This is a genomic window from Dethiosulfovibrio salsuginis (assembly GCF_900177735.1).
Lineage (GTDB): Bacteria > Synergistota > Synergistia > Synergistales > Dethiosulfovibrionaceae > Dethiosulfovibrio > Dethiosulfovibrio salsuginis.
Window position 1 is genome coordinate 66,537 of the sequence record NZ_FXBB01000008.1, and the last position, 12,067, is coordinate 78,603.

At 56.1% G+C, this 12,067-nt stretch carries 13 protein-coding genes; 7 read left to right on the top strand and 6 right to left on the bottom strand.

Features of this window, described 5'->3' with window-relative positions:
* Nucleotides 1–197: 197 nt before the first annotated feature.
* Nucleotides 198–1,088 (bottom strand): peptidylprolyl isomerase, encoded by an 891-nt coding sequence (locus tag B9Y55_RS04690; RefSeq protein ID WP_085544210.1) that lies wholly within the window; start codon nt 1,086–1,088, stop codon nt 198–200.
* A gap of 152 nt (nt 1,089–1,240) precedes the next feature.
* On the opposite strand from B9Y55_RS04690, the gene B9Y55_RS04695 reads away from it, so the two are divergent.
* The 6 genes from B9Y55_RS04695 to B9Y55_RS04720 are packed head-to-tail and all read left to right on the top strand — an operon-like array spanning nt 1,241 to nt 6,710.
* Nucleotides 1,241–1,495, top strand: coding sequence for a hypothetical protein (locus B9Y55_RS04695; protein ID WP_085544211.1), 255 nt, complete (start codon nt 1,241–1,243; stop codon nt 1,493–1,495).
* Nucleotides 1,496–1,552: 57 nt separating this feature from the next.
* Nucleotides 1,553–2,233, top strand: coding sequence for a metal-dependent transcriptional regulator (locus tag B9Y55_RS04700; RefSeq protein ID WP_085544212.1), 681 nt, complete (start codon nt 1,553–1,555; stop codon nt 2,231–2,233).
* Entirely contained in the window at nt 2,226–3,743 is a 1,518-nt protein-coding gene (locus B9Y55_RS04705; protein WP_085544213.1) for an ABC transporter ATP-binding protein, read from the top strand. Before B9Y55_RS04700 ends, B9Y55_RS04705 begins: the two co-directional genes overlap by 8 nt.
* The gene (locus tag B9Y55_RS04710; protein ID WP_234986132.1) at nt 3,736–4,791 is read left to right on the top strand and encodes an ABC transporter permease; all 1,056 of its coding nucleotides are present in this window, start codon (nt 3,736–3,738) and stop codon (nt 4,789–4,791) included. The genes B9Y55_RS04705 and B9Y55_RS04710 overlap by 8 nt, the downstream gene beginning before the upstream one ends.
* Nucleotides 4,792–4,794: 3 nt before the next feature.
* Nucleotides 4,795–5,658 carry an ABC transporter permease gene (locus tag B9Y55_RS04715; RefSeq protein WP_085544214.1) on the top strand — a complete coding sequence of 288 codons (864 nt, stop codon included), beginning with the start codon at nt 4,795–4,797 and terminating at the stop codon, nt 5,656–5,658.
* 53 nt (nt 5,659–5,711) lie between these two features.
* A complete protein-coding gene (locus B9Y55_RS04720; protein ID WP_085544215.1) occupies nt 5,712–6,710 on the top strand; it encodes a BMP family lipoprotein in 999 nt (332 codons plus the stop codon).
* Between the two features lie 40 nt (nt 6,711–6,750).
* Here the strand turns inward: B9Y55_RS04720 and B9Y55_RS04725 are convergent, their stop codons facing one another.
* The 5 genes from B9Y55_RS04725 to nikA are packed head-to-tail and all read right to left on the bottom strand — an operon-like array spanning nt 6,751 to nt 11,658.
* Complete coding sequence (locus B9Y55_RS04725) at nt 6,751–7,542, bottom strand: ABC transporter ATP-binding protein (protein WP_085544216.1); 792 nt, start codon at nt 7,540–7,542, stop codon at nt 6,751–6,753.
* Nucleotides 7,539–8,321 (bottom strand): ATP-binding cassette domain-containing protein, encoded by a 783-nt coding sequence (locus tag B9Y55_RS04730; protein ID WP_085544217.1) that lies wholly within the window; start codon nt 8,319–8,321, stop codon nt 7,539–7,541. Before B9Y55_RS04730 ends, B9Y55_RS04725 begins: the two co-directional genes overlap by 4 nt.
* Nucleotides 8,318–9,139 carry a nickel ABC transporter permease subunit NikC gene (gene nikC / locus B9Y55_RS04735; RefSeq protein WP_085544218.1) on the bottom strand — a complete coding sequence of 274 codons (822 nt, stop codon included), beginning with the start codon at nt 9,137–9,139 and terminating at the stop codon, nt 8,318–8,320. Before nikC ends, B9Y55_RS04730 begins: the two co-directional genes overlap by 4 nt.
* 1 nt (nt 9,140) lies before the next feature.
* Entirely contained in the window at nt 9,141–10,079 is a 939-nt protein-coding gene (gene nikB, locus B9Y55_RS04740) for a nickel ABC transporter permease subunit NikB (RefSeq protein ID WP_085544219.1), read from the bottom strand.
* Nucleotides 10,080–10,083: 4 nt separating this feature from the next.
* Entirely contained in the window at nt 10,084–11,658 is a 1,575-nt protein-coding gene (nikA, locus tag B9Y55_RS04745) for a nickel ABC transporter substrate-binding protein (protein ID WP_085544220.1), read from the bottom strand.
* 220 nt (nt 11,659–11,878) lie between these two features.
* Here nikA and B9Y55_RS13595 point away from each other — a divergent pair.
* Nucleotides 11,879–12,067, top strand: a 189-nt coding sequence (locus tag B9Y55_RS13595) for a DUF6444 domain-containing protein (protein ID WP_085544221.1), incomplete at its 3' end; no start/stop codon positions are given.

A 12,067-nucleotide genomic window follows, 5' to 3' on the forward strand; every position in this document is an offset into this window, starting at 1 on the left:
ATGCCGCCTTTGAGTGCGAATGGGGCGACAGGACGTGCCCTCCGAGGCGGTTCGTACGAAACAGGCAGGTCGAGTATACGATTGGGCGAAACAGGGCGTAGGCGGAACGATCTCTCCGAGGGGACTCAAAAGTGAGTTTTTAGAGGTGCCCTAAAAAGAAAGCCCCTCGATCGAGGGGCTTTCTTCATGAGGCTGTATTATTTTTTGTCCGGCGAGACTGTCTCTTTCTCCGGTAGGAGAATGGTCACCTCGTACTGCTTATGGAGTTTCTCCACGTATTCCTGGAGGACATCTCTCTGTTTTTTCTGGAGAAGCTGCTGTCTGAGGTCCTCTTTAACCTCATCAATGGATCTGGTGGACTGGTCTTTTTTATCGGTTACCTTGACGATATGGTATCCGAACTGGGTCTTGACCGGTGCGCTTATATCCCCGACCTTTGTAGAGAAGGCCACCTCGTCGAACTCGGGAACCATCTGGCCTTTGGTGAAGAAGCCCAGGTTGCCGCCGTCGGCTTTGGAGGGACAGTCGGACCTGTTTTTGGCTGCGTCCTCGAAGGAGACCTTGCCCGCCAGGATGTCCTTCCTGAGGGTTACTAGGTCCTTCTGGGCTTTCTTCCACAGGTCGTTTCCGGCGTCTTTGGAGACCTGGATCAGTATGTGGCTGGCCTTGACCGACTCGGGGACCACGAAGGCCGCCTTATGCTCGTCGTAGAAGGCCTGAACCTCGCTGTCGTCGACCTTTACGGTGGAGAGGATCTTCTCCATCGCCATAGCTGCCAGGACCCTTTTCTCCAGCTGGGCCATGGTCTCTTTGTACTTCTCCGTCTCGGTGAGCTTGTTGTCCCTGCCCCACAGATAGAACAGAACTGAGTCGGACATATCCTCCACTAGGGCCCTTTTACCCTCTGGAGAGCTGAAATAGGCCCTCTGGTCGGGCTGAGCTGTGGCCATTACCTCGTCTACGTCCGCCTGGGTGACTACCTGATCCCCTATCTTCGCTAGGACCTCGTCGGAATTGGCTTTCTGTGCGTAGGCAGCCCCTGATAGGGACATGGCCATTAGGATGGCTATAATCGTCTTTCTTTTCATTTTTGTGACCTCCAAACTTAGATATTCTCGTCCGAGGAACACTTATACCAGAAAAGCTCTCTTTGATCCATAGGTACATCTACCGAAAAGCCCCTGTTTTCCTTGACGCTTCCTTATCGCCGCTGATATGCTCAACGGAGGAGGTGGTTTTTTTGATACAGATGGTATCCATCCAATGGGAGGAGTTCCATATAGCCTTTTCTCACGTCTTTCGTGAGGTTGACAGGTTTCTTGGGGGGTCTATCGACGACACCCTTTCGGTCCGCCGTCCTGACTGGTGCCTGAGGATCGATCACGATCGAGGTTTTATTATCTTCGACTATCAGGGGTCTCTCAGGCCGGAGGGAATATCCCTGCCTAAAAAACCCTATCTCTTTAAGATAGAGGGGTGTCCTTATTTAATTTGACACCGCTCTCTCTGTTAGGTATTATTAAAAAATAAATCTTCGGAAAGTGGTGGAGCTATGGCCATAACAGAACGCATTGAGGACTATCTTGAGACGGTACTGGAGATCGAGCTGGAGGGTGGTGTGCCATCGGTCACCGAGCTTGCCTCCCGTCTGGGAGTGCGTAAGGCCACCGTGGTGGTGGCGGTCAGAAAGATGGTCGAGCTTGGGCTTTTGGACCATCAGAGATACGGAAAGATCGAGCTCACCAGGGACGGTAGGGAGAAGGCCCTTGAGACCTACAGACGTCACCAGCACATGACGTTCCTGTTCTCCCAGCTTCTGGGCCTCGATGACTCGGTGGCCGAGGAGATGGCCTGTGCCGCCGAACACTCTCTTGACCCAGCCTCGGAGCGTCGTCTCGCCGCTTTCGTCGATTTCTGCTGTCGCTCCAGGACGGAGAAAAAAGAGTGGATCGTCGCTATGGACCGGTTTGTCTCCGACCCAGAACAGCTTTCAATCCCTCTGACTATGTTGTTGCCTCGTCAGGAAGCGAAGGTGCTGAGGCTCACCACCACAGGGAAGCCTAGAAGGCTGGGACTAACGGAAAAAGGCCTGGTCCCGGGGCAGACGGTCAAGAGAACCGACGACGGCAGAGGAAGAGACGTTCAGATCTCCCTGGATGGGAAGGAGGAAACCCTCTCCAACCTAGATGCCCTGTCCATATGGGTCCTCCCTGTGGAGGAGAACGTTGGATAGGCTGTCCATTAAGGGGCTGACCAAGACCTTCGGCCCCTTTGTAGCGGTGGACGACATATCGGTGGACATAAAGGGAGGGACTATTCACGCCGTAGTAGGAGAAAACGGAGCGGGAAAGTCCACGATAATGAAGTGCATATACGGTATACACCACCCCGATCGAGGGGAGATATCCATGGACGGGAAGCCCCTTTACATAAGGTCTCCCAGAGACGCTATGGCCTCGGGAATAGGGATGGTTCATCAGCACTTCATGTTAGTTCCGTCGATGTCGGTCTGTAGGAACGTGGTCTTAGGTGACGAGCCTGTGAAGGGACTGGCTTTCGACCTGAACAGGGCGAGGTCCGAGGTCTTCCGTCTTATAGAGCTCTACGGCCTGGATATCTCCCCAGACGTCCCGGTAGGAACCTTGCCAGTAGGCCTTCAGCAACAGGTAGAGATTCTAAAGCTGCTTTACCGTCAGGCGGAGGTTCTGATCTTCGACGAACCTACGGCGGTGTTGTCCCCTAAGGAGGTCGGTCGGCTTTTCGAGACACTCAGAGGGTTTAAAGATGCCGGTAAAACGGTCATCTTCATCGCCCACAACCTAGGGGAGGTCCTGGATATCTCCGACAATATCTCGGTTATGAGAAAAGGCAGCCTCATAGATACCAGACCGGCGTCGGAGCTCGATAAGTCCTCTCTGGCTGAGCTAATGGTAGGTCGGGCTATAAACCTGCCCTCCGTCACCGATGGGCCGGTTCTCTCCAAAACTCCCCTTCTTGAGCTGTCCGGTATCTCCGTAGCCGGTGACTCGAGGCCCCTTCTGGACGACGTCAGTCTCAAGATCCACGGAGGAGAGGTCCTAGGGGTCGCCGGTATAACAGGCAACGGCCAGAGCGAGCTTGAGGAGGTCATATCGGGTCTCCGGGAATCGGACGGAACGGTCGTCATAGACGGAGTCGACCTGACCTCCAGCGATTCCCACAGACGGAGGGAGTCAGGTTTGGCCTATATCCCTGAGGATAGGCTGAAAACCGGTCTGGCTCCGCTGGCGAGCTTGGCGGATAACGGTCTCATGGGGTATCAGTATCAGGATCGTTTTAGAAATGGGCCGTTTCAAAACAGGGCGGAAAGCCTCTCCCACATCGACGGCATAATGGACAAATACGGCGTCGCTGCGGCCCACCGGGCGGTCCAGTCCGGGACCCTCTCCGGGGGAAATATGCAGAGGCTTGTCATGGGCAGGGAACTGGAGCACGACCCTAAGGTCCTGGTGGTATCCCAGCCCACCAGAGGGGTGGATATCGGAGGAGCGGAGGAGATACATCGCCACATACTGGACCTTCGATCCAGAGGCAGCGCGGTTCTCCTCATCTCCTCCGATCTGGAGGAGGTGCTCTCTTTGAGCGATAGGGTAGCGGTGATGTTCCGAGGGAAAATAGTCGCCCTGCTGTCCTCCAAGGAGGCGACCAGGGACAGAGTTGGCAGGATAATGCTTGAAGGAGAGGAGGGCGGCGACCTTGAATAGTTCACTCCGCCGATGGGCTCAGGAGCATCGGGATGGACTTATCGTCATGGGTTCCTTCGTGGCGAGCGTTTTCTTCGGAGGGGTCATTATCGCCCTCTTCGGGGCGAACCCCGTGGAGGCCTATAGGAGCATGTTTATCGGTGCCCTCGGGGATCAGGACGCCGTCCTCGCGACCCTGGCGAAATGGGTACCTCTGCTTTTGGCGACCTTCGCCATATCGGTGGCCTTTAACGGCGGGATGTGGAACATCGGCGCGGAGGGACAGCTATACGTAGGGGCCTTCGCCGCCGCCTGGATAGGCCTGACCTTTGGCGGGCTGCCTGGAATAGTCCTGATGCCTCTGGCCATAGTTGCTGGACTCGGTGCCGCCGCCACTTGGGCGTGGATTCCCGCCAAGCTCAACCTCGACGGAGGGCTTAACATAGTGGTCCTTACCATAATGCTCAACTCTCTGGGAACCCTGGCGACCCAGGCCCTCACCGTAGGCCCTTATGCGGGAAAAGAGGTAGCAGCAGGGGCCACCGACCGTATCCCCGAGGCCATGAGGTTCGCCAAGCTGACCGACTTCAGCAATCTAAACACCGGCATATTTCTGGCCGTCGGAGCGGTTGTCGTCGTCACCGTGCTGATGCTCTTCACCGTCAGGGGCTACGACTGGAAAATGTGCCGCCTCAACGGCAGGTTCGCCCGTTACGGAGGGGTGAACGTCCGAAAGGTGCAGATGTCGGCGATGCTGTTGTCCGGTGTCCTAGCCGGACTGGCGGGGGTGCTTTTGGTGATGGGAGACCAGTATCGTTTCCGCACCGCCATATCCCCGGGTTACACCTGGACCGGAATGATTTTAGCCATGATGGTGGCATACCATCCTGTCGGCGGTATAGGAGTTTCACTTATCTACGCTATAATGGAATCCGGGGCTCTGGAGATGGAGCTTCTGACCGATGTTCCGGTGGAGGTGGTCCAGATAGTTATGTGTCTGGCGGTGCTTTTCGTGGCCGCAGGGTTCTCCATCGCAAACCGGCTCGCGAGCCGTCTCAGGGAGGATTAGGACATGATGGAGTTCTTTCAGGCCACCGTTCGTATGGTGACACCTCTGATGCTCATAGCCTTAGGTGGAACCTGGACCCTTCAGACTGGCATACTGAACATAGGTCAAGAGGGTTGCCTCATACTGTCCTCTTTCTTCGCCGTCTTAGGTAACCATCTTTTCGGAAGCTGGGTAGCGGGAATAGCCTTCGCCATCTGTGCCGCTCTTGTCTACAACATGCTCTTTGCCCTGTTCTCCGTGACCCTTCGGTCCAATATATGGGTTATAGGGATGGCCCTCAACATAATGGGCAGCGCCCTTTCGGTCCTGTTCCTTAAGAGCTTCTTTCACGTAAAGGGCAGTTTTCGCAGCTCCAACATGGTCAGGATACCGGACGTCGAATTAGATTTTCTTCCCCCATGGGTGGACGGTCTCTCCATCATCGTCTGGATCGCCCTGTTTATCCTGGCGGTTATGGTCTACATGGACTCCAGAACCGTGACCGGCATGAGGCTGAAGGCCGCAGGGGAGAACGAAGAGGCCCTGGAGGCGGCGGGAGTTCAGGTCTGGCGGATCCGTTACGGCGTCATAGCCATAAACGCCGTCTTGGTCGGCTTGGCGGGGTCCTACCTCTCCACCTCCTATCTTCTTTCCTTCGTCAGGGGTATGAGCGCCGACAGAGGATGGATGGCGGTGGCGGCGGTCATATTCGGAAACGGAAGTCTAGGCTGGACCGCCTTCGCTGTGATCCTCTTCGGCATGGCTCAAGCTGGCGGTTTTCAGCTACAGGTCATGGGAGTTCCCAGCCACGTGGCTCTGATGCTCCCCTACGGCCTGGTGATAGTGGCACTCATAACCAGAGGAATCGGAAAGAGACGAATCTCGTAAACGGCATCTACCCCTTCCCAGGGGATACGAACTTACAAGGAGGAGTTTTTACGATGGGCAAGAGATTAGGACTTATGCTTTGTGCCGCCATGGTTCTTCTGGCGGGAACCGCCTTTGGAGGGGACAAGCTATCGGTGGCCCTTATCATCGAGGGACAGATGGGCGACGAGTCGTTCTACGACAGCGCCAACAGAGGGTTTGAGAAGGCCAAGGCGGAGCTGGGCATAGACGGAAGGGTCATAGAGTGCAACTACGACCCAGCAAACTACGTGCCCTACATGGCAACCGCCGCCAAGAGGTTCGACCTGGTCCTGTCGGTCGGTTTTGGCATGATGGACGCCGTGGCGGAGGTCGCCCCTAAGTTCCCCGACACCGACTTCGCCCAGTTCGACACCGTAGGTGAGGTGGGCCACGTCTCCTTCGTCGACTTCAAACAGAACGAGGGAAGCTTCCTTGTAGGGGCCCTGGCTGCCATGATGACCACCAGAGAGGGAGATCCCAGGGTCAACCCCGAGGCGGTTATCGGCATAGTCTGCGGTGAGGACATTCCGGTGATGTACAGCTTTATCGCCGGATACGAGCAGGGAGCGAAATACGTCAACCCCGACGTCAAGATCCTCAGGGGTTTTGTGGGCCGTTGGGACGATCCTGCTGGCGGCAAAGAGATGACCCTCAATCAGCATAAAAACGGCGCCGACGTGGTATACCAGGTCGCCGGAGGTACAGGAGAGGGAATCATCGCCGCCGCCAAAGAGGGGGGCTTCTACGCCATAGGCGTAGACTCACCTCAGGAGCACCTCGCCCCGGAAGCGGTTTTGACCTCCATGCTCAAGAGGCTGGATGTGGCCGTCTACGACCTCATCGAGGCCAAAAAGGAAGATCGCTATCAGAGAGGCACGGTCCTCAGATACGGTATCAAAGAGGGCGGAGTGGACCTCTCCTGGTCCGACAGCGCCCTTAAGCTGGTGCCTGAGGACGTCAGAGCTAAGCTGGAGGACCTTAAAAAAGAGGTCGTATCCGGTAATATCGAGGTCGCCGAGACAACAAAATAAGGCGATATAGAACAGGGAGAGCCCTAGGGCTCTCCCTGTCTTATATCGCTGCCCTCTGTGGGGTGGTGGGCGGTATCGCCCTGACCAACTCGCTTAAAAGGGGCAGATGATCCTTCGAGACAAAGGTCTTGGGGTCGAAGCCGTGAAGCTTACCGTCCTGTAGGAGGAAGGCCCTGTCGCAGAACCTCCTTATGAGCCGGAGGTCGTGGGTCACGAAAAGATATGCCGTGCCCAGCTCTCTCCTCAGGTCGTCCAGCAGGTCCAGGACTTGGGCCTGAATCACCATGTCCAGGGCGCTCACTGCCTCGTCCAGAAGGATCATGTCGGGTTTGGGGGCCAACGCCCTGGCGATACAGATCCTCTGAAGCTGACCGCCGCTGAAACGGCTGGGATACTTGCCCTTTTCCTTGGGGTCAAGGCCGACTTTGCGAAGCAGATCGTCTATTCGGTCCTCCAGGTCTTTCCCTCTTAGATCGGTGAAGTTCTTGAGGGGTTCCGCCAGTATGTCCCTGGCGGTCATCCTGGGGTTGCAGGAGTCCAGGCTGTTTTGAAAAACCACCTGAACCGCCCGTCTCGCCTTGGGGGATAGCTTCCCCCCGGTGATCCTCTCCCCCCTTATGGCGACCTCGCCCTGATCGGGCATCTCCACCCCCAGAAGGATCCTGCCCATAGTGCTCTTGCCCGATCCGCTGGGGCCGACCAGGCCCACGCACTCTCCTGACCCGATGGACAGATCTATTCCCCTGAGCACCGGAACGATCTCGCCTTTTTTGAAAAATCCTCCTCTGATATAGCTTTTAGTCACCCCCGAAAGGGTCACAACTGGGTTCATATCGCCGACATCCTTTCGGTTTCACCGCAGAGCCTGAAGTGGGTCGAGACCAGCTTGGCTGTGTAGTCTGAGGAGGGTTTTGAGAAGATCTCCTCTGTGGTGCCGGTCTCCAGGGCCTCTCCGTCCTTCATTACCATGATCCGGTCCGCCAGCTTGGCCAGTACCCCCAGGTCGTGGGTCACCAGTATCATTCCCATGTTTCTTTTTATCCTGAGGTCTTCCAGAAGGTTCAGTATTCTGGCTTGGTTTATGACGTCTAAGTCCGTTGTGGGCTCGTCGGCCACCAGGAATGGGGCGTCGGCGACCAGGGCCAGGGCTATCATGATCCTTTGGAGCATACCGCCGCTGAGCTGAAAGGGAAACATGTCCAATAGCTTGGCCTCGTTACCCAGGCCCACCTCCTCCAGGGACTGGAGGTAGAACCTGTCGTCGCCGACCAGGCCGTGGGCCTTGGCGGTCTCCTGAAAGTGGTCCCTGACGGTAAAGACCGGATCGAAACAGCTCATGGGGTTCTGTAGTATGGCGGCGATGGAGGACCCCAGCCTGGAGCGACAGCTATTTCCGTCGAAAGGCTTGTCCTCCAGGGTTATGGATCCCGACATGGACAGCCCTGGAGGTAGAAGGCCCAGAATGCCCAGACAGGACAGTGATTTCCCGCAACCGCTCTCCCCAAGGATTCCCAGAACCTCCCCTCTGTTCCCCTGGAAGGAGATCCCCTTCACCAGATCTTTGGCCCCGTGGCTTATCCACAGGTTTTCCGCTGCTATAAAGGCCGTCATGGCGCCACCTCGCTAGCCAGAGCGGGATCGATAGAGTCCCTTAGGGAATCCCCTAGCATATTGCAGGCCATCACGGTGACGAAGATCATTATTCCAGGGTAGAGTATCAGTTCGGGATGGCTCCAGATAAACTGTCTGCTGTCCGCTATCATAACCCCCCACTCGGCCATGGGAGGGGTTATCCCCAGCCCCAGAAAGGAGAGACCCGATACGTGGAGCATCATGTGGCCTATGTCCATAGTGGCCAGTATGGCCAATTGGGACATGACCGAGGGCATTATGTGCCGGAACATTATCCCCCAGCTTCCGGTGCCCGATACCCTGGAGGCCATTATGTAGTCCCTGTGCCTTATGGACAGGACCATGGATCTGACCAGTCGGGCGTACCAGGCCCAGTGGGTCAGGGCCACCGCCAGGATGACGTTGGTCATGCCGGTTCCCAATACCCCAATTAGAAACATGGCCAGTATAAAGGTTGGGAAGGTCAAAAACACGTCGCAGAACCTCATCAGCAGCGTGTCCAGCCTCCCGCCGAAGTAGCCCGCTGTGGTTCCCACGAAAAAGCCCAGCCCGATAACAATTCCAAGTATGACCGAGACCGCCCCCAGGGACGTCCTGGCCCCATGGACCAGCCTGGCCAGGACGTCCCTGCCGAGGTGGTCGCACCCAAGGAGATGTTCTCCGCTTGGGGGGGCGAACTTCAGACTGAGATCGACCTCAGTGGGATCCCATGGGGTTATCCAGCTCGCTCCCATGGCACTGACCAGGAGCAAAGCGAGGAGAACTCCCGCTATGGCTGTATTTCTGTTCAGGGTCAACTCATTTTCCCCCTTCCAGCCTGATCCTCGGGTCGAGCCAGGCGTACATAATGTCTATGATAAGGTTCATAGCCACGAAGATAAATGTCATTATCAGTATAAAGCACTGCATCACTGGGTAGTCCCTGTTGTATATGGCCGACACCGCGTATCTGCCCACTCCAGGCCAGGAGAAAATGCTCTCCGCGACCACCGCGCCGCCGAAAAGCTCCCCTATGTGCATACCTATGGCGGTAATTATGGGTATGAGGGAGTTGACCAGGACGTGTTTGCCGATCACCACCCTGTCCGATAGCCCTCTGAGCTTGGCGTACAGGGCCCATCTGGCGTGGAGATTGTCCAGGACGCTCCCTCGGATCAGCCTTATGTTTATACAGGTCGACATGAGGGACATGGAGACAGCGGGCATTATCATGTGGGACAGTCCTCCCAGGCCCATAGAGGGCAGCCACCCCAACTTTATGGAGAACAGCCACACCAGCAGATAGGCCAGCCAGAATCCGGGAATTGACACCCCTACGAAGGCCAGGGCCCTGGTCATGTTGTCCGCCGCTCGGTCCCTTTTGAGGGCCGCCAAAAGCCCCAGAGGCAGGCTGATCGACAGAGTAAGGAGAAGGGAGAATCCCGCCAGCTTGAGGGTGTTGGGAAAATAGTACATGATCTCACCAAACACCGGATTTCCCGTCACGTAGGATTTGCCGAAGTCCAGCCTGAGGGCCTTCCTCAGCCAGTCGAGGTACTGGACCGGAAGGGGCCTGTCCAGCCCCAGATCGGCCCTGGCTACAGACAGGGCCTGATCGGTTGGAGGGATGTTGGACAGTCTCAGGTAGGTCATGGCCGGGTCTCCCTGGCCCATTCTGAGTATCAGGAAGACCACCACCGAGACTATAAACATCAAGGGGATAAGCTGAACCAGCCTCTTTGCGATATATCTGACCATAGGTCTATCGGCCCAGCTTTATCCGCTCGAAGGGAATGACGTAGTCCATGGGCATAAAGGGAATCTCCTCTATTTTGTCGCCGTGAACCGTGATGTTGGTCGGGTAGCTCAGGGGAAGGTAGACGGCCTGGTCGTGGATGGTGGTCAGAATCGACCTGTAAAGGTCCTGTATTCTCTCCTCGCCGACGGTCACCATAACCTCGGTTATCTGACGGTCAAGCTCCTCCTTCATGGGCAGGCCTATCTGTGCCTGGTAGTCGGCGTGGGACGGTACCCTCATGGAGCTACAGTAGGACTGAGGGTCGTAGGGAGCTCCCCAGGTGGAGGAGAATATCATGCCGAACTCGCCGGATTTCTGCCTCTTGTAGTAGGAGTCCGCCTCCTCCGCCACCAACCTGACATCCATGCCGATCTTTCTGAGGTCTCCCTGGATGGCCTCCGCCGCCGCCTTCTGGAGGGCGTCGGTGCCCACGAAGCAGAACTCGACTAAAAGGGTCTTGCCGTCCCTCTCCCTGAAGGGAGAGCCTGGCTTTAGGGTCCAGCCAGCCTGGTCTAAAAGCTCTCCAGACACCTTAGGGTCGAAGCCGTAGGGCTCAAGGCCAAGGTCGCAGTAGGGGCTTTCAGGCGAGAAAAGGGTGTCGGCGGGATGCTCAAGGCCTAAAAACACGTGGTCCACTATGGCTTTTTTGTTAACTCCGTGGAGGATAGCTTTTCTTACCGCCAGATCGTCGGTGGGAGCCTTGCCGGAGTTCAGGGCCACGCTTCTGCCAGCCATAGGTCCCGATACCGTCGAGGTGACCTTCCTGTTGGACTGGTACCTTTTAAAGGTGTCCATGTCTATCTGGCCGTTGTTTGCGCCGTAGATCAGGTCTATCTCCCCTGTGTCGAAGGCCATGGCCCTGGCGGTGGGGTCGGATATGACCTTTACCAGGACCTCCTGAACCTCTGAAGTGCCTCCCCACCAGTGGGGATTTGCCTTAAATAGGTCGTACTCGCCCTTTTTCGACTCCACCAACATCCATGGACCGGTCCCTATAGGGGCCTTTATGCCCTTGGCGGTGTCCAGGTCGTCGGGAAAACCCGAGGGGGCCATAATCCTGAAGGGCCTTATGAGGCTCAGTTCCGCCAGGGTCGGATAGTAGGGGTTTTTAAGGGTCAGGACGAAGGTGTGGTCGTCCACGGCCTTCCAGCTATCCAACTGGTTGACTATGTCCATCCAGTTGTGTCGTTCGGCGTTTCTCATCACGGCCTCGAAGTTCATCTCCACCGCCTTTGCGTCGAGGGGAGTGCCGTCGGAGAACTTTACGTCCTCCCTGAGGTGAAAGGTGTAGGTCTTTCCGTCCTCCGATATCTCCCACGACTTGGCCAAGGCGGGGTGGATACCGCTGTCCTCGCCGTAGGATACCAAAGGGTCGTAGACCATGCTCTGGGCGTACATCTGGTTCGGGTTGTAGCCGTGGGGATTGATCGGTCCCGCGTTTGACGGCCAGGAGTAGACTATTCTGGCTCCATGAGATATCCCAGGTGAAACGGCCAGAGACCCGACCAGCAACGATAGTACCAACAGTTTTTTGAACATCTTGAAACCCTCCCATTTTGTTTTTCACTACAAGACATGGAGAAGATTTTATCCTCTCCTCGCCGTTCGTGTCAAATAACTTTATAAAAGTAGCACGGGAGGGATTCCAAAAGTGTAACTATTCAGTCCCCCTGCCGATTTAGGTCCTAAACCAGCAGTTCCTTAGTTTCTTGCAACGTGATATCATGGCATCAGAATAAATCTGAAAGGAGGCCTATCCATGTTTCAGAAGCCCACCTACGAAGAGCTCTTCGAGGACAACCAGATGCTCAAGGCGATAAACAAGAGCCTCAGCGAGAGGATCTCAGAGCTCGAAGCCATCCTGAAACAAAACAGCCAGACCAGCTCTAAGCCTCCTTCAAGCGACGGCTATAAAAAGCCCAAGCCGACCAGCTCCAGGAAGAAAAGC